This window comes from Variovorax sp. E3, from assembly GCF_016082275.1.
Taxonomy (GTDB): Bacteria; Pseudomonadota; Gammaproteobacteria; order Burkholderiales; family Burkholderiaceae_C; genus Variovorax.
This window is the reverse complement of record NZ_MOWM01000036.1, coordinates 37090-54347: the sequence shown is the minus strand read 5'-3', so window position 1 is coordinate 54347 and position 17258 is coordinate 37090. Positions and strand designations below refer to the sequence as shown.

The 17258-nt window shown below is 63.3% G+C and carries 16 protein-coding genes, 1 tRNA gene and 3 pseudogenes; 11 read left to right on the top strand and 9 right to left on the bottom strand.

Annotation, left to right across the window (positions count from 1 at the left end; all coding sequences use genetic code 11):
• Positions 1 to 129 precede the first annotated feature (129 nt).
• The 7 genes and pseudogenes from prfB to BMG07_RS15290 all read left to right on the top strand — a co-directional run bounded on the left by prfB (position 130) and on the right by BMG07_RS15290 (position 7487).
• Positions 130 to 1233, top strand: a pseudogene (prfB, locus tag BMG07_RS15320) (peptide chain release factor 2).
• Positions 1234 to 1238: 5 nt separating this feature from the next.
• The gene (locus BMG07_RS15315) at positions 1239 to 1925 is read left to right on the top strand and encodes an HAD family phosphatase (protein WP_198085290.1); all 687 of its coding nucleotides are present in this window, start codon (positions 1239 to 1241) and stop codon (positions 1923 to 1925) included.
• A complete protein-coding gene (pepN, locus tag BMG07_RS15310; RefSeq protein ID WP_198085289.1) occupies positions 1912 to 4605 on the top strand; it encodes an aminopeptidase N in 2694 nt (897 codons plus the stop codon). The genes BMG07_RS15315 and pepN overlap by 14 nt, the downstream gene beginning before the upstream one ends.
• A 38-nt stretch (positions 4606 to 4643) precedes the next feature.
• On the top strand, positions 4644 to 5657 hold the full coding sequence (locus BMG07_RS15305) for a class 1 fructose-bisphosphatase (protein WP_198085288.1): 1014 nt from the start codon (positions 4644 to 4646) through the stop codon (positions 5655 to 5657).
• Positions 5658 to 5682: 25 nt separating this feature from the next.
• Positions 5683 to 5758, top strand: a tRNA-Thr gene (locus tag BMG07_RS15300).
• Between the two features lie 155 nt (positions 5759 to 5913).
• On the top strand, positions 5914 to 6327 hold the full coding sequence (locus tag BMG07_RS15295) for a very short patch repair endonuclease (RefSeq protein WP_198085287.1): 414 nt from the start codon (positions 5914 to 5916) through the stop codon (positions 6325 to 6327).
• Positions 6324 to 7487 (top strand): DNA cytosine methyltransferase, encoded by a 1164-nt coding sequence (locus tag BMG07_RS15290; RefSeq protein ID WP_198085286.1) that lies wholly within the window; start codon positions 6324 to 6326, stop codon positions 7485 to 7487. Before BMG07_RS15295 ends, BMG07_RS15290 begins: the two co-directional genes overlap by 4 nt.
• Here the strand turns inward: BMG07_RS15290 and BMG07_RS44900 are convergent.
• Complete coding sequence (locus BMG07_RS44900; protein ID WP_374221283.1) at positions 7471 to 8142, bottom strand: Eco29kI family restriction endonuclease; 672 nt, start codon at positions 8140 to 8142, stop codon at positions 7471 to 7473. The two genes, BMG07_RS15290 and BMG07_RS44900, sit on opposite strands and share 17 nt — an antisense overlap.
• A gap of 220 nt (positions 8143 to 8362) precedes the next feature.
• Here BMG07_RS44900 and BMG07_RS15280 point away from each other — a divergent pair.
• Positions 8363 to 8527 (top strand): annotated as a pseudogene (locus tag BMG07_RS15280) (DNA/RNA helicase domain-containing protein); the annotation flags it as partial.
• On the opposite strand, the gene BMG07_RS15275 reads toward BMG07_RS15280, so the two are convergent.
• From BMG07_RS15275 to BMG07_RS15265, 3 genes are all read right to left on the bottom strand, one after another.
• Positions 8520 to 8795, bottom strand: coding sequence for a hypothetical protein (locus BMG07_RS15275; protein WP_269759002.1), 276 nt, complete (start codon positions 8793 to 8795; stop codon positions 8520 to 8522). The pseudogene BMG07_RS15280 and the gene BMG07_RS15275 sit on opposite strands and share 8 nt — an antisense overlap.
• A gap of 261 nt (positions 8796 to 9056) precedes the next feature.
• Positions 9057 to 9422 (bottom strand): DNA-binding transcriptional regulator, encoded by a 366-nt coding sequence (locus tag BMG07_RS15270; protein WP_198085284.1) that lies wholly within the window; start codon positions 9420 to 9422, stop codon positions 9057 to 9059.
• Entirely contained in the window at positions 9397 to 9717 is a 321-nt protein-coding gene (locus BMG07_RS15265) for a type II toxin-antitoxin system RelE/ParE family toxin (RefSeq protein ID WP_198085283.1), read from the bottom strand. The genes BMG07_RS15270 and BMG07_RS15265 overlap by 26 nt, the downstream gene beginning before the upstream one ends.
• Positions 9718 to 9850: 133 nt before the next feature.
• Here BMG07_RS15265 and BMG07_RS15260 point away from each other — a divergent pair, with 133 nt between their 5' ends.
• Positions 9851 to 10234: a DUF4431 domain-containing protein gene (locus BMG07_RS15260; RefSeq protein WP_198085282.1), complete on the top strand. Its 384-nt coding sequence runs from the start codon at positions 9851 to 9853 to the stop codon at positions 10232 to 10234.
• Between the two features lie 152 nt (positions 10235 to 10386).
• Positions 10387 to 10899, top strand: a complete 513-nt coding sequence (locus BMG07_RS15255; RefSeq protein WP_198085296.1) for a GNAT family N-acetyltransferase — start codon at positions 10387 to 10389, stop codon at positions 10897 to 10899.
• 92 nt (positions 10900 to 10991) lie between these two features.
• On the opposite strand, the gene BMG07_RS15250 is transcribed toward BMG07_RS15255, so the two are convergent.
• Positions 10992 to 11663, bottom strand: a complete 672-nt coding sequence (locus BMG07_RS15250; protein WP_307866974.1) for a Sir2 family NAD-dependent protein deacetylase — start codon at positions 11661 to 11663, stop codon at positions 10992 to 10994.
• Positions 11664 to 11889: 226 nt separating this feature from the next.
• Between BMG07_RS15250 and BMG07_RS15245 the strand changes: the two genes are divergently transcribed.
• Positions 11890 to 12408 carry an ankyrin repeat domain-containing protein gene (locus BMG07_RS15245; RefSeq protein ID WP_198085281.1) on the top strand — a complete coding sequence of 173 codons (519 nt, stop codon included), beginning with the start codon at positions 11890 to 11892 and terminating at the stop codon, positions 12406 to 12408.
• 7 nt (positions 12409 to 12415) lie between these two features.
• Here BMG07_RS15245 and BMG07_RS15240 read toward each other — a convergent pair whose 3' ends face one another.
• From BMG07_RS15240 to BMG07_RS15225, 4 genes and pseudogenes are all read right to left on the bottom strand, one after another.
• Positions 12416 to 13465 carry a D-cysteine desulfhydrase family protein gene (locus tag BMG07_RS15240; protein ID WP_198085280.1) on the bottom strand — a complete coding sequence of 350 codons (1050 nt, stop codon included), beginning with the start codon at positions 13463 to 13465 and terminating at the stop codon, positions 12416 to 12418.
• A 371-nt stretch (positions 13466 to 13836) separates the two neighbouring features.
• Positions 13837 to 14292, bottom strand: a complete 456-nt coding sequence (locus tag BMG07_RS15235) for a MarR family winged helix-turn-helix transcriptional regulator (RefSeq protein ID WP_307866973.1) — start codon at positions 14290 to 14292, stop codon at positions 13837 to 13839.
• Positions 14293 to 14396: 104 nt separating this feature from the next.
• Positions 14397 to 15713 carry an MFS transporter gene (locus BMG07_RS15230; protein ID WP_198085278.1) on the bottom strand — a complete coding sequence of 439 codons (1317 nt, stop codon included), beginning with the start codon at positions 15711 to 15713 and terminating at the stop codon, positions 14397 to 14399.
• Positions 15714 to 15811: 98 nt separating this feature from the next.
• Positions 15812 to 16974 (bottom strand): annotated as a pseudogene (locus tag BMG07_RS15225) (FAD-dependent monooxygenase).
• Positions 16975 to 17258 lie beyond the last annotated feature (284 nt).

Below are 17258 nucleotides of genomic sequence, written 5' to 3'. Positions count from 1 at the left end.
GGGCACGCCCTGCCCGCCCCCATCCCAGCCTTCCCCCAGAGGGGGAAGGAGCAATACGGGGCCATCTCCTCGGCGGCTTTCGGGGCATGAGAAAATGTCCGGTTTCCCCGAACACAGTCAGGACACCCCATGGACGCAGAACAGATCAACCAAATCAGCGCAATGCTCGCGGACCTGACCGTCCGTACGGTCGATTTACGGAGGTATCTTTGACTACGATGCCAAAGCTGAACGACTGAGGACAGTCAACGCATCGCTCGAAGACCCGAACGTCTGGAACGACCCCAAGAAGGCCCAGGAACTGGGCAAGGAAAAGAAGTCGCTCGACGATGTGGTCGTCACGCTCGATCGGCTCACCAACGGCCTGTCGGACAACACCGAGCTCTTCGAGATGTCGAAGGCCGACGGCGACATGGACGGCCTGCAGGCCATTGCCGATGACGCCTCCGCGCTCGAAGCCGACATCAAGCAGCTCGAATTCCGCCGGATGTTCAACAACCCGGCCGACCCGCTGAACGCTTTTGTCGACATCCAGGCCGGCGCCGGTGGCACCGAGGCCTGCGACTGGGCCAGCATGCTGCTGCGCCAGTACCTGAAGTACGCCGAGCGCAAGGGCTTCAAGACGCAGATCGAAGACGAACGCCCGGCGACACCGCCGGCATCAAGGGCGCGACCATCAAGGTCGAGGGCGACTACGCCTTCGGCCTGCTGCGCACCGAGACCGGCGTGCACCGCCTGGTGCGCAAGTCGCCGTTCGACTCGTCGGGCGGTCGCCACACCAGCTTTGCCAGCATCTTCGTGTACCCGGAAATCGATGACTCGATCGAGATCGACATCAACCCTTCCGACGTGCGCACCGACACCTTCCGCGCCAGCGGCGCGGGCGGCCAGCACATCAACAAGACCGACTCGGCCGTGCGCCTGACGCACATTCCGACCGGCATCGTGGTGCAGTGCCAGGACGGCCGCAGCCAGCACAGCAACCGCGACGTGGCGTGGAAGCGCCTGCGCTCGCGCCTGTACGACCACGAGATGCGCAAGCGCCAGGAAGAGCAGCAAAAGCTCGAGGACAGCAAGACCGACGTGGGCTGGGGCCACCAGATCCGCAGCTACGTGCTGGACAACAGCCGCATCAAGGACCTGCGCACCAACGTCGAAGTCTCGGCCACCCAGAAGGTGCTGGACGGCGACCTGGACGTGTTCATCGAAGCCTCTTTGAAGCAAGGCGTGTAATTTTCATGAGCCTGACGAACGGCAAGGTCGAAGCCTTCATCTTCGACATGGACGGCACCATGATCGACTCCATGCCCTGGCATGCGCGGTCGTGGGTCGAATTTGCGCAGAACCACGGCGTGAAGCTCGACGTGAGCGAGATCCTTGCGCGCACCACCGGCCGCACCGGCACGGAGAGCATGCGCGAGCTTTTCGAACGCGAGCTGTCCGACGCCGAATGTCAGGCCATGGTGCACGAGAAGGAAGAAATCTACCGCGCCATGTTCCACGACAACTTCACCGAGGTGGCGGGCTTTACCGCCTTTGCCAAGGCGGCGGTTGCGCGTGGACTCAAGGTGGCGGTGGGCACGGCCGGCGACAAGCACAACATCGAGTTCGCGATGTCGCGCCTGAAGATGGACCCACTGCCGCTGGCCATCGTGGGCGGCGACGAGGGTTTCACCGGCAAGCCCACGCCCGCGATCTTTCTCGAAGCCGCGCGCCGCATCGGCGTGGCGCCCGAGCGCTGCATCGTCTTCGAAGACGCGCCCTTCGGCATCGAGGCCGCGCGCCGCGGCGGCATGCGCGCCGTGGCCGTGTGCAGCACCCATACCGCCGCCGAGCTTGCCGGCCCCCATGTGATTGCCGCGGTTTGCGACTACAACGAACTCGCCCATTCGAATTTTCTGGAGACACTCGATGCTGATGCGTGACGCTCAAGGGCAACCGATTGCCATTCGCCGCGAAGACTATGCCGCACCGGCCTACTGGATCGACACCGTCGACCTCACCTTCGACCTGGACCCCGCCAAGACCCGCGTGCTCAACCGCATGCAGATGCGCCGCAACCCCGAGGTGCCGGTGCAGCCGCTGCGCCTGGACGGCGACGAGCTGAACCTGGCCCGCGTGCTGGTCAACGGCCAGGGCGCATCGTTCCGCATGGAGGGCGAGCAGCTCGTCATCGACGGCCTGCCCGACACGTTCGAGCTCGAGCTCTTCACCACCTGCTGCCCCATCAAGAACACCAAGCTGATGGGCCTGTTCGTGAGCGAAGACACCTTCTTCACGCAGTGCGAAGCCGAGGGCTTTCGCCGCATCACCTATTTCCTCGACCGTCCGGACGTGATGGCGATGTACACCGTCACGCTGCGCGCCGCCAAGGCCGCCTACCCGGTGCTGCTGTCGAACGGCAACCTGGTCGAGCAAGGCGAGCTGCCCGAAGGCCGCCACTTCGCCAAGTGGGTCGACCCCTTCAAGAAACCCAGCTACCTGTTCGCCCTGGTGGCGGGCAAGCTGGTGGCGCGCGAGCAGCGCATCAAGGCGCGCAACGGCAAGGAGCACCTGCTGCAGGTGTACGTGCGCGCCGGCGACCTCGACAAGACCGAGCACGCGATGAACTCGCTGATCAACTCGGTGCTGTGGGACGAGTCACGCTTCGGCCTGCCGCTGGACCTGGACCGCTTCATGATCGTCGCCACCAGCGACTTCAACATGGGCGCCATGGAGAACAAGGGCCTGAACATCTTCAATACGAAGTACGTTCTGGCCAACCAGGCCACCGCCACCGACGCCGACTACAGCAACATCGAAAGCGTGGTCGGCCACGAGTACTTCCACAACTGGAGCGGCGACCGCGTGACCTGCCGCGACTGGTTCCAGCTGTCGCTGAAAGAAGGCCTCACCGTCTTCCGCGACCAGGAGTTCAGCCAGGACCTGTGCGCCGACGCCTCGGCCCGCGCCGTCAAGCGCATCGAGGACGTGCGGGTGCTGCGCACCGCCCAGTTCCCCGAAGACGCGGGCCCCATGGCCCACCCGGTGCGGCCCGACAGCTACATCGAGATCAGCAACTTCTACACCGTCACCATCTATGAAAAGGGCGCCGAAGTCGTCCGCATGATGCAGACGCTGGTCGGCCGCAAGGGCTTCGAGAAGGGCATCACCCTGTACTTCGAGCGCCACGACGGCCAGGCCGTGACCTGCGACGATTTCGCCCAGGCCATTGCCGACGCCAACCCCGATTCGGAACTGGCCCGCCTGCTGCCCCAGTTCAAGCGCTGGTACAGCCAGGCCGGCACGCCGCGCCTTGCGGCCCACGGCGTGTACGACCCCGCCAACCGCAGCTACACCCTGAGCGTGGTGCAGAGCTGCCCGCCCACGCCCGGCCAGCCGACCAAGGAACCCTTCGTCATTCCGCTGAACGTGGGCCTGCTCGACGCCAACGGCCGCGAACTGCCGCTGCAGCTCGAAGGCGAAAGCGACGTGACCCGCGGCACGCGCACCCTGGTGCTGTCGCGCGCCGGCGAGCAGATCACCTTCGTGGGCCTGGACGCCGAGCCCGTGCCTTCGATCTTGCGCGGCTTCAGCGCGCCGGTGATCCTGGACTTCGAGTACACCGACGCCCAGCTGCTCACCCTGCTGGCCAACGACCCCGACCCGTTCAACCGCTGGGAAGCCGGCCAGCGCCTGGGCCTGCGCGCCGCGCTGCAGGGCATTGCCGCCCTGGCCACCGACGCCGCCCCGGTGCTGAACGACGCCTACATCGACGCCATGCGCAGCGTGCTGCGCAACCCGCAGCTCGATGCCGCCTTCAAGGAACTGGTGCTCACGCTGCCGTCGGAAACCTACATTGCCGAACAGCTCGACGTGGTCGACCCGCAGCGCGTGCACCTGGTGCGCGAAGCCATGCGCGCCCAGCTGGCCATCGCCCTCTTTTCCGACTGGCAATGGGCCTACGAAGAAAACCACGACACCGGCGCCTACAGCCCCGACCCGACCTCGTCGGGCCGCCGCGCGCTGGCCGGCATGGCGCTGAACTTTCTGTGCCTGGCGGCGCGCGCCTCGGGCGACGTCGTGTGGCCGGGCAAGACCCTGCAGCGGTTCAAGGACGCGGGCAACATGACCGACCGCTTCAACTCGCTCAACGCGCTCGTGTCGTCGGGCCACACCCTGGCGGCGCAGGCGCTGGCGCGCTTCCACGCCATCTTCAAGGACGAGGCGCTGGTCATCGACAAGTGGTTCTCGCTGCAGGCCGGCGCCACCGACCGCGGCGGCGACATCCTGCCGCTGGTCAAGCAGCTCATGAAGCACCCCGACTTCTCGCTGAAGAACCCCAACCGCGCGCGCAGCGTGATCTTTGCGTATTGCAGCGCCAACCCCGGCGCGTTCCACCGCCCCGACGCGGCCGGCTATGTGTTCTGGAGCGAACGCGTGATCGAGCTCGACGCCATCAACCCCCAGGTGGCCGCACGCCTTGCGCGCGCGCTCGACCGCTGGAGCAAGCTGGCCGAGCCGTACCGCAGCGCCGCGCGCGAGGCCATTGCCCGCGTGGCCGCCAAGCCCGACCTGAGCAAGGACACCCACGAGGTAGTGACCCGCGCCTTAGCTGGCAACTGAGCCGGCAACCAAGCAAGAAGAGACTGAACAGAAAGCATATGGCTCAACAGAAGATTTCCCTCACCCGCTACCTCGTCGAACAACAGCGCGCCGACGGCCTCATTCCCGGCCAGCTGCGCCTGCTGCTCGAAGTGGTCGCCCGCGCCTGCAAGAGCATCAGCCAGGCCGTGAACAAGGGCGCGCTGGGCGGCGTGCTCGGCACCGCCGAGAGCGAGAACGTGCAGGGCGAGATCCAGAAGAAGCTGGACATCATCGCCAACGAAGTGCTCATCGAGGCCAACGAATGGGGCGGCCACCTCGCGGCCATGGCCAGCGAGGAAATGGAATCCATCCACGTGGTGCCCAACCGCTACCCGCAGGGCGAATACCTGCTCATGTTCGACCCGCTGGACGGCAGCAGCAACATCGACGTGAACGTGAGCATCGGCACCATCTTCAGCGTGCTGAAGAAGCCCGACGACCACCCCGGCGTGCAGGAAGGCGACTTTCTGCAGGCAGGCACCCAGCAGGTGGCGGCCGGCTACTGCATCTACGGCCCGCAGACCACCCTGGTGCTGACCGTGGGCAACGGCGTGGCCATGTTCACGCTCGACCGCGAGCAAGGCAGCTTCGTGCTGACGCAGGAAGACATCCAGATTCCGGCGGACACCAAGGAATTTGCCATCAACATGAGCAACATGCGCCACTGGGACGAGCCCGTGAAGCGCTACATCGACGAGTGCCTGGCCGGCAAGGAAGGCCCGCGCGGCAAGGACTTCAACATGCGCTGGATTGCCAGCATGGTGGCCGACGTGCACCGCATCCTGATGCGCGGCGGCGTCTTCATGTACCCGTGGGACAAGCGCGAGCCCGAGAAGGCCGGCAAGCTGCGCCTGATGTACGAAGCCAACCCCATGAGCTGGCTGGTCGAGCAGGCCGGCGGCGCCGCAACCAACGGCAAGCAGCGCATCCTGGACCTGAAACCCACCAAACTGCACGAGCGCGTGAGCGTGATGTTGGGTTCTCGAAACGAAGTTGAGAGATTGACGCAGTACCACGCAGAGAAGGCCTGATTTTTTGGCTATAATCTGAGGCTTCGCCGGTGTAGCTCAGTCGGTAGAGCAGCTCATTCGTAATGAGAAGGTCGGGTGTTCGATTCATCTCTCCGGCACCAAAATTTGATAGTGGTATCAAGCAGTCAGGTCACCCCAAAAGGGTGGCCTTTTTGCTTTCTGCTGCGCCAAACAAGACGCGAAAAGAGCACACGACAACACTGAATGCACAGCATCGTGGCGTTGTAAAAGGGCTGTGCATGGCAAAAAATAGCTCATGGATACTCTGACGCCACTTCAGCGCAGCGAACGGATGAGTAGAGTGCGCGCCACTGGGACACGCCCCGAAGTAATCGTGCGTCGACTCATTCACGGCATGGGATATCGCTATCGGTTGCACAAAAAAGATCTTCCAGGGAAACCTGATCTAGTTTTTGTAGCCAGACACAAAATTATCTTTGTTCACGGCTGCTTTTGGCACAGACATGACGCCCCCACATGCCGCCTAGCACGGCTGCCAAAATCAAGGCTTGATTTTTGGATACCCAAGCTAGAAGAAAACAAAAGGCGAGACCTTGAAATCCAAAAAAAACTAGAGTCGACGGGCTGGAATGTAATGACAATCTGGGAGTGCCAAATTCGTGATAAAGAGGCACTCACACTAAGAATTAGAGAGTTTCTTGATTCATGAACGCAGTCGAATTATTCGTCGGTGCTGGCGGACTGGGAATGGCAGTTAGCCAGGCGGGCTTCAAACCTCAGCTTGTCGTTGATTGGGACCCTTGGGCTTGCGACACAATTCGTCAAAACAAAAAAGCTGGTCTTGCGCCATTTACTACCTGGCCACTCGTTCAAGGGGATGTGCGAGACGTCAGCTTCTCCAACATTTCAAAAACGATTGACCTCGTTACCGGCGGGCCACCTTGCCAACCCTTCTCCATGGGTGGGCTTCATCGTGCTTTTCTTGATGAGCGCGATATGTTTCCGCAGGCAATTCGCGCTGTCAGAGAGCTGCAGCCGAAGGCTTTCGTATTTGAAAACGTAAAAGGACTTACTCGCGCCAGCTTCTCGAGCTATCTTGAATATATCTGCCTTCAACTTCAATATCCAAGCCTAACCGCCAAAACCAAGGAGCCTTGGCACGATCACTTTCTTCGTTTAGAGGACTACAAGGCGCGAGGGAAAATTCGAGGACTTCAATATAAAGTCGCCATGCGGGTACTCAATGCCGCGAACTATGGAGTACCTCAAAAGCGTGAGCGAATTCTTATTGTTGGATTTCGATCCGACATGAATGTGACATGGGAATACCCAATTCACACCCACTCCAACGATGCATTGCTGTGGAGCCAATGGCGGAGTGGGGAATATTGGGAGCGCCACAAGGTCGCTAAGCGCCATCGGCCGGATGACGAATCTGGAAAGGCTCGTGCGCAGAAGCTCAAGGCTCCGCCAGCCGAGACCCCATGGGTTACCGTCAGAGATGCTATTGCGGACCTACCCGATCCCGAGCTCCATCCCTTGCTGGCAAAGGCGTTCCCCGATCATCGCTTTCAGCCTGGAGCTCGTACCTATCCAGGACATACGGGTAGCCCGCTTGATGAGCCTGCAAAGACACTTAAGGCCGGGGTTCATGGCGTTCCAGGGGGGGAGAATATGCTGCGTCGCACTGACGGTACGGTTCGCTACTTCACTGTCCGAGAAAGTGCACGTCTTCAGACATTTCCGGACGAGATGATCTTCCATGGCTCTTGGTCCGAGACGATGAGACAACTAGGGAATGCCGTTCCCACAAAGCTCGCCCATGTGATCGTGCAGCGTGTGCACGATCGCCTCAAAGGAACCTCTTAATTTTCTCCATCATCTTGGCGGAGCGTGGGTCAGAGGGCAGTTCCGAGAGCTTATCGATGCTCTCTTGAATCTTGGCCTCTGCTTTAGCACGTTGCTCAACGTTGCCCGCAGGACGCCCCCCTCGTCCTGGGTGAAGAGAATCCCACAGGGATGGAATCTGTCCTTCGCGCCTAACACCCACAACTTTGCTTCCAAAGCCCATGCCATTCCATGCGGGCCGGAAAGTAGCGATAAGAACTGATTCCGCCAGGGTCACATATGCGTCGTTCAACGCTAAAAATCGACAGCGAAAGTCTTCCAATCGAAATCCTGCATCAAGGCCCGCATCCTGAACTTCTCGAATCGATTCGCCGTGGTGTCCCAGACGGGTCCAAAGTCTTGCTTGACTGGTAGGCCGCGGACTGAATCCCTGTTTGACGTTTTCTCTCACCGCGCTGCCGATGTAAACAGGGTACTTGCCCCCGCCCTCCCCCCATCCAAAGCAACGAGCCTTGCATAGGCGGGGTGGTTGCCTAGGTAGTAAAGGGCATAAACCCCTGCGCCCGCGAATCTCTCTGCAGGCGGCAGTGCATGGAGCATCTGCTCCACAAGTTCTACGGCTAGTGTCACTCCGACGTTCTCGACAGCCAAAGGATCGAACGGCTCCATTTTTCACATTCCATAACGAATGCGATAAGCGTAACCGGACTTTGCAATCACTACCAAAGAAGATCGACTTTGCAACCTTCCTGCGCCAGAGAAACACTAGCGGCCGAATTTCACAACCATCAACACACGAGTCGACGAGAACTCATCGGACGTGACGGTGAAGTCATGGCTGTACCCGAGGAACGAGGCGTGCACGAGGAGCACTTCACGGCTACAAGACGCGGTTCAAGACCGATCCGAAGAAGGCCGTCGCAGAGGCGGACTTGATCATCAAGAACACCTACCGCACGTTGATGACGCGAGGCATGAAAGGGTGCTACGTCTACTGCAGCGACGAAGAAACCGCGAACTACTTTCGCGAGCGGTTGTCGCCGCTTGCGGCACTCACATAGGCGCCGCGTGGTCCGACGCGTTGATCCGCATCAGCACCTGCTGCGAAAGCTCGGCCACCTCATCAGCCAAGTCCGACGCAACCCACATCACGCTGTCCCGATTCACCTTCCCGATTCCGTCGAACCATTCGCTGCAGTCCCCGAAGCAACATTTCAGCAATGCTTGCAATTGGGTGGACTTTTTCTCAAGAAGATCGGCAGCGTCTGTGGGGGCAGCGGCGCTGCGGGATTGGGGCGTGGCTCGCCCGGCGATAATTTGATCAGCCATTCGATGTGCTCTCTTTCCAAAGTATGTGCACGTTGATTGGTCAGACGGCCATGGTGTTAGCGCACCTTGGCCGTCGCCTTTTGTGCCTCACATCGACATCGCTGCGGTGTGCGCATCAATGTCCCGCCGTGAGGCGCGGCGGTCATTGAATGTAAGAACAGAAGTGCGTTGGCGGAAGCCCCGCGCAGTGAACAAATTGGGGTTCACGCGGACTTTGATTCGAACCACTGCGATCAATGGGCCGCGTGTCGACGTGACTCATCAAGCCTTGGTTTTCTTGACCTTCGCACGGCCGTGCGCCGGCCGCGGTTTCTTGTGGTTCGGGTCCACGGCCCTCAGGGCTTCTGGCATCTTCTGTGCAATGGCAATCAAGGTCTTTGCCGCGCCAGTCGGCTCGCGACGCCCCTGCTCCCATTGCTGCAACGTACGCACCGACACGCCCAGCAGCTGCGCAAACCCGGCCTGCGACAAACCCGCGTTCTCACGCGCGGCAACGACCGGCGTGTAGACCTTGCGCGTCTTGCCCGCGCCCATTTCGCGTGCCGACTGCACCAGCAACGCCTCGAAGTCCTGGCTCGCTTCGAAGGCGGCCAGTTCGGCATCACTCATTGGCTTTTTCTGCGGCATCGCGCAACTCCTTCAAGGTTTCGCCAGAGATCGAATCGAGGTTCGCCTTGGCATAGATCAACATCAAGACGACTTCGTCGAACCTGCCGCGGTTGAAATAGACGATTCGCACGCCACCGCTCTTGCCCGATCCGGCACGGCTCCAGCGCACCTTGCGAACCCCGCCTGACTTCTGGACAAGATCTCCAGCGTCGGGGTTCTCCGAGATGTAGGCTGCGAACTCACCGCGCTCGTCCTCTGTCCAATAGTTCGGCCATAGCTTCTGAAAAGTTGGTGTTTCAACGACGGTGAGCATGCGCCCAAGACTACGCCATTGGCGTACATTCTACGCTTGCAGTACCGTGAAGCCCATCACGAATCCAGTATGAGAAATTCGCCATGCAAGACACGTCCATTGCTTCCACCTTGACCTCACCAGCCTTGCCCCAATGACTCGCGCACTCATCGCCCTGGCCTTCGCACTCACCGCTTCGCTCGCAACCGCGAAGCCCCTCGCCTACGAACCCGCCATCGTCACGTTGCAAGGCACGCTGCTCTCCGCAGACGGCATGACACCCGACGGCGCGAAGCTCAAGTTCCCCGCGATACGGCTCGCCAAGCCCATCTCCGCTCCAGAAGACGAGCCGCGCGACTGGCCCGCCGAGAAAAACGTGGTGCTGCTGCACATGGCACTCGACGAAAAGAACATGTTGGCGTTCAAGCGTCTCAAGGGACAAACGGTCAGGGTCACCGGCAAGCTCTTCCATTCGGACAACGGCAACCACCAGACAGACGTGCTGATCTTTCCCGCATCGATCACCCCCATCAAGTAAGCAGCCCGAATGACAAGCGCATCCACTACAAGCCATGCCGCGCATATTTCAAGCGTGGACATCACCACCCCGCCTGCCTACGATCTCCCGCGATGAACATCGAAAAACCCAAGGACGTGCTGCACAGCAGCCACACCTCCACCCAGCGCCGCATGGCCCCCGAGCCGCAGGTTCGCGACGAGCTGCCCGCCGACGCGGCAGCCATCGCGCAGCTGACGGCCGCCGCTTTCGCGAACGCGCCGCACACGAGCCACACCGAGCAATTCATCGTCGACGCGCTGCGGCGCACGGGGCAGCTCACGCTGTCGCTGGTCGCATTGAAGGGCGAAGACATCGTGGGGCATGTGGCGGTGTCGCCGGTGTCCGTTTCTTCGGGCGCGCGCGGCTGGTACGGGCTGGGGCCGATCTCGGTGGCGCCCGACCGGCAGGGGCAAGGCATCGGAGCAACGCTGATGCAGCGTGCGCTGCAACGCCTGCGCGAAGCCGGCGCGGCAGGCTGCGTGTTGCTGGGCGACCCGGCCTACTACGGGCGCTTCGGGTTCGTGGTGCGGCCGGGGCTGACGTTGCCGGGCGTGCCCGCGGAATACTTTCAGGCGATCTGCTTCAGCGGCGAGTGGGCGACGGGCGATGTGAAGTACCACGAGGCGTTCGACGCCACCGCGTAGCTGTGCGCACGGCGCATCGGAACGGCACCGGGCACGACACGACTTTTACCGAACCATCGTCCCGATAGCTCGCGCTCGCGCGCGCCAAGGCGCTAACGCAGCCGGGCGCCTTGCGCCTCGCCCAGCCACTTCGCCACCAGCGCGGGCACGACATCGGTCGCCCTGCCCTGCAGAAACGTGAAGCCGCGCGGCACGTCTTCCATGTCCAGCGCGACCAGCACCTTCTGCGCTTCGCGGTTCGCATACCGCACCAGCGACGCGGCCGGGTTCACGGTGAGCGACGTGCCCACCACCAGCACGCGCGCCGCGCTCTCCACATGCGCCTGGGCCGCCTCGAAGTTCTCGACGGCTTCGCCGAACCACACGATGTCGGGCCGCAGCTGCGTGCCATCTTCGCAGAGCTGCCCGATCTCGATCGGGTTGCCCTCGACGCAATAGCGCCTGGGCTGCGCGCCGGCCGAGCCGCGCACGTACGCGAGCTGGCCGTGCAGGTGCACCACGTGGCGCGAGCCCGCGCGCTCATGAAGCGCATCGACGTTCTGCGTGACGATGACCACCTCATACGCCTGCTCGAGCGACGCGATGGCGATGTGCGCGGCGTTCGGCTGCGCCTGCCACGCTTTCTGCCGGCGCTCGTTGTAGAAGGCCAGCACCGCCTCGGGGTGCTGGCGCCAGCCTTCGGGGCTGGCGAGCTCTTGCCAGGCATAGGTGTTCCACAGGCCCTTGGCATCGCGGAACGTCGGCAGGCCGCTTTCGGCGCTCACGCCGGAGCCGGAGAGGACGACGATTTTTCGGGCTGAAGGCCGGATTTAATTTCTTCTCCCACGGGTTTGAATCAGAAAGAATTAAGCAACGTACGCATGCGATTCGGGGACGACTTTTGTAGCGCAATCGAGGGCGCGGCGCCTCGTTATATTCGCGCGGGTCCGACGCTTGCTATTCGTTGCAACGCGCCGGCAAATCTCATCGACAACAAGGAGGACCGGATCCATGAAACACCCCAGACATCAACGCACGCTGCAAGCCATTGCCGCCGTCTTGCTCGGCCTTGCGGCCAGCGCCACGCTCGCCGCCGAGCCGGCCAACAAACCCGGCGCCGCCGAGTGCAAGAAGCTCGCGCCTTCGGCCAAGGACATCGGCGGCGACACCAATTTCTCCCACGCGGTGGCCAAGAAAAAAATCGACCTCGTGAAGAAGATGCTGGCCTGCGGCGCCGACGTGAACCTGAAGACGGACGAAGGCTGGTACCCCATCCACACAGCCGCCTACGACGGCTCCGCCGAGCTGATCGACCTGCTCGCCAAGCAAGGCGCCAACATCGACGCCAAGGGCGACTTCCAGGGCTGGACGCCGCTGCACATGGCGGTGGAGGGCCGCAACCTCGAAGGCGTGAAGGCGCTGCTCGCACTGGGCGCGAAGCGCGACGCCAAGGACGCCAGCGGCAAGACCGCCTACGAGAACGCGACGCGCAGCAGCGACAGGCAGGAGATCGCGGCGGCGCTCAAGTAAGCCGCCTTCATTCTTCTTCTTCGGCCGGGTTGAACACGCGGCGGTAGGCGTACAGGCCCGGCGCGCCACCGGTCATGACGAACAGCACGTTGGCGCCGGCCGCATAGCGCCCGGCCTTCACATCGGCCAGCAAGCCGCCGAAAGCCTTGCCGGAGTACACGGGGTCGAGCAGCAGGCCTTCGGTTCTGGCGAGCGTCTTCACGGCGTCGATCATCGCGTCGGTCGGAATGCCGTAGCCCGGGCCGCGGTGCGTGCCGTCGACTTCGATGTCGGCATCGCTCAGCGTGGCGTCCAGGCCCAGCAATGCGAGCGTGGCGGCCGTCAGTTCGCGCGTCTTGCCGCGCGCATCTTCACCGGCCAGCAGCGTGGAGAAAGAGCGCACGGTCGATGCCGGCCTGCCGAGCGCGCGAAAGCCCGCGGCCAGGCCGGCATGCGTGCCGCTGCTGCCGTTGGCGAGCACGACCTTCGTGAAGTCGAGCCCGCCGAGGGCTTCGGCCTGCTGCACGATCTCGGCGGCGCAGCGCGCATAGCCCAGCGCGCCCACCGCGGTCGATCCGCCCAGCGGCGCGACGTAGACGCGGCGGCCCTTGGCGCGCAACTCGGTGGCGCGCGCCTGGGCGACGGCCATGGTGTCGGCCCCCGCCGGCAGCGTGTGCAGGGTCGCACCGAGGATGTCGTTGAGCAGCATGTTGCCGTTGCGCTCGTAGTCGACGTCGTCGCGCGGCACGGGCCGCCCGAGCACCAGTTCGCAGGCCATGCCGGCGCGCGCGGCGGCCGCCGCCGTAAGGCGTGCGTGGTTCGACTGCAGGCCGCCGACGGTGATGACGGTGTCGGCCTTCTCGCTCGCGGCCTCGCCGAACAGGTACTCGAGCTTGCGCAGCTTGTTGCCGCCACCGCCGAGCGACATGTGGTCGTCGCGTTTCACGAAAAGCCGCACGCCGCGCAGCGACGCGCCCAGGTGCGCCTCCAGCCCCGCCATCCGCTGGATGGGCGTGGGCCCGTCGAGCAGGGAGAGCCGGGGAAAGCGGTCGATGTTCGGAATGGAGCGTGAAGACATGGTGGGGTTGCGTCAGTGCGTCGTCGGAGAAGAACGCATCGGCGCCACTGGCCGATGACGCGCGACTGTATGGCAAGCCGCGAAGCCGACGCGCGCGCGGGGTGTTCCCACGAACGACACGGCGCCCCGAGGCCGGACGGGAGTCGCGCCGGGCAAGACGACCGGTATCGCTTCACGGAACTTCCACATGGACTTCGCCGCGACTTCACCTGGGTCGCGCACACTGCGTCTCGACAGTGGTTCGGCGCTGGTAGAGGTAGAGACCAGGGAGAAAAAAAACCGCTCAGGGGACCGCCTCGATGCCGGCCACTGTCGCCCCCCAACATGCACACACACGAAGCGCCGGCTCGGCACGGCCTGGCGCTGGCGGCTCAGCCCTTCGCCGCGTCGTCCGGACCCGGGCTGCTCATCTTCTCGAGCAAATAGATGATGGCAACGCGCTCCGCCGGATTGAGAGCGCCGAAGGTCGCTTCGCTGATCTGCCGTGCGGAAGGGATCATCCGGTCGACGAGGCGTTGCCCTTCCTTCGTCAGCTGGATCAAGACCTTGCGGCCGTCTTCCGGGTCCGGAGACACCGCCAGCAGCTCGCGGGCCTTCAACCGGTCGACCACCCCTCGGGCCGTTGCCTGGTCGATCGCCGTCGCTCGCACGACGTCATTGAGCGAGCACGGAGAGCTGTCGCGCACGGCGCACAGTGCCACGAACTGCGCGGCGGTCAGTTGCGAATCCGGAATCAGCTGCTGGAAGATGGAGACGTGCGCCTGGTACGCGCGCCGCAGCAGGTGGCCGACCTGCGCCGAGAAGTCGTAGTGATCGTCGCGTGGCACGGAGGAAGCGGATTCAGTCACGGCGGTACAGCTTGAAATTTCAAATGGTATCCGCGAATCGGCCGGCCACCCCCCATGGCGGCGAAAGCAAAAGACCGGGCGCCTCAATCCAGCGCGCGATTGCGCGACTCCACGTCCACCATGCCGATGGTGAACGCGGACACCACCAGGAACGTGGAGAGCAGCAGCAGCGACAGCGTGAAGTGGCTGGCCATGACCGGCGCCACCAGCGCGGGTGCAAAGAGCCCACCCAGCCGCGCCATCGCGCCGGCCATGCCCATGCCGCTGGCGCGCAGGTCGGTCGGGTAGACCTCCGGCGTGAAGGCATAGAGCGCGCCCCAGGTGCCCAGCAGCGAGAAGCTCATGAGCAGCGTCGAGCCGACCACCACCACCGTCGACTCGCCCAGGCTGTACAGCAGGCAACCGGCCGCGCTGAGAACAAGAAAGCCGATCAGCGTGGGCTTGCGGCCCCAGCGCTCGACACCGTAGGCGGACAGCGCAAAACCCGGCAGTTGCACGACGGCCAGCCAAATGAGAAAGACCTGGCCGCGCATGAACGAGAAGCCCTGCCCGGCCAGCTTCACGGGCAGGTAGACGAACACGCCGTAGTAGGCGATGGAGATGAGCATCCACGCGACCAGCAGGCAGATGCTGCGTCGCCGCAGGCCATGCGAGAACAGCGCGAAGACGGACTTGCGCGGCATCTGCTGCGGCTGCAGCTGGCCGATGCGCGCCGTCACGCCGTTGGCCTTGGCCACGCGCTGCAGCACCGCGCGCGCCTCTTCGGGGCGCCCGGCCATGTTGAGGAACATCGGCGACTCGGGCACATAGAAGCGCAGCACCACGCCCACCAGCGCGGGAATGCCGGTGACGAAGAAGATCGTGCGCCATGCGTCGTCGCCGTGCGAGAGCGCGACCAGCGCCAGCACGGCCAGGCAGATGGTGCCCACCGCCCAGAACGACTCGAGCAGCACGAGCCAGCGCCCTCGACGGTCGGCGGGCAGAAACTCCGCCATCATGGTGTAGTCGACCGGCAGCGTCCCGCCCACGCCGATGCCCGTGAGAAAGCGGAGCACCAGCAGCCACCCCAGCTCGGGCGCGAAGGACGAGGCCACGCCGCACATGGCGTCGATCACCACCGCGATCATCAGCACGGGCCGCCGCCCGATGCGGTCCGCCAGCCGGCCGAAGGCGAACGCGCCGATCAACATGCCCACGAAGAACAGCGTGCCGGTCTGCAGCGCCTGCGGCACGGTGATGCCGAAGGTTTTGGCGATGGAGGGCGCGGAGAACCCGATCGACAGCACCTGCATCGCGTCCGCGAGCCAGACCAGCCCGAAGATGACGAAGAGCCGGTACTGGAATCGGCCGACACCGGCGTCTCGGATTCCCTGCTCGATGGTGATGGAAGGTGAGGCCATGGTTTGCTTGTCTTGGTTGGAAGCGTTGTTGAGGGGCTGGGCTTGTCCGGCTGCATCCGGTGCAGGCATGCCACCGATGTTCGAAGGAAGACTTGGGTTCAGGCCGCCACGGGCGTCTTGGCGCCGGCATCGACCAGCGGCACGCTGAACACGTCGTAGCCGAAGCACCATGCGGGGTCTTCGTTGGTGCGCAGCCAGGTGTTCTCGTGCGAAATGCGCTGCACCTTGCTGGCGCGCGCCGCGCGGTTCGCCTCGTAGAGCGCAAAGGCCTGCGCGTGGTGCTCCGCGCCCACTTCCTTGAAGCAGCGCACGAGCATCGCGGCGTCCTCGATGGCCATGGCAGCGCCCTGGGCCATGTGCGGCTTCATGGGGTGGCAGGCATCGCCGAGCAGCGCCATGCGCCCACGGCTCCACAGCGGAAGCGGGTCGCGCTCCAGCAGCGACCACTTGGTCACCTCGACCGTGCCTTCCACCAGCGCCTGCACGGTGGGGTGCCAGCCCTTGTAGATCTCGCGCATCTCTTCCTTGCTGCTCGGCAGCCAGCGGTCGTTCAGGTTCCATTCGGTGGCGGGCACGCCGGTCACGTAGTAGATCTCGTCCTGCCTGGCCGTAACGAAGTAGGTCATCATGTGGCAGTCTTCGCTCCACCATTCACGCAGGCGTCGAAGGGCAGCATGCCCGCCTTGACGGCCGGCGTCGGGAACACGGCGCGGTGCGCGAGGTAGCCCGCGTACTTGGGCGGCTCGTGGCCCAGCAGCTCTTCGCGGATGCGCGAGTTGACGCCGTCCGCGCCGATCACGAGGTCGGCCTCTTCGACCGAGCCGTCCGCGAACTCCATTCGCACCACGTGGCCGAGGTCTTCGATCCTGGTGAGGAACTTGCCGAACGCAACGGCCGACGAAGGCAGCGCCTTCATCAGCAACGCGTGGAAGTCGCCGCGATGCACGGTGAGGTAGCTCGCGCCGTATTCCTTCACAGCATGCGCGCCGAGCGGAATGCGGGCCAGCACATCGCCGGTTTCCCAGTGCCGGCTGTACCAGCACTCGGGGTGTGAGCCCTGCGCGTTCATCACGTCCTCGATGCCGATGCGACGCATGATTTTCATGACATTGGGCCCGACGTGGATGCCGGCGCCCAGGCGGGCGAACGAAGGCGCCTGTTCGTAGACGCGAACGTCGAATCCATCTTGCAGCAGCAGCGCGGCGGCCGACGCGCCGCCCAGGCCTGCGCCGATGACGGCGATACGGGGAGTTTTTGACATCTGTTCTGTCCTGTGGGTTGACAAGGTGTTGCAGTCGGGAAAGGGAATGACCCGGTGACGAGGCGAATTCCCGTGGAATTCAAAGTGGGCGTATTTAAAGTGTACACACTTTATTTGTCAACGAGACACGGTCTTCCATCGACCTATCGATTACCCTAACAACACCGATAAATCAGCCACTACAGCTATAGAACACGATTGCCAAGAAGATAGATCAGCCGGTTGCGTGCGTCATCCTCATCGCTTATATTGAGCGTATACGCTTTATATCGCCACTACAGGAG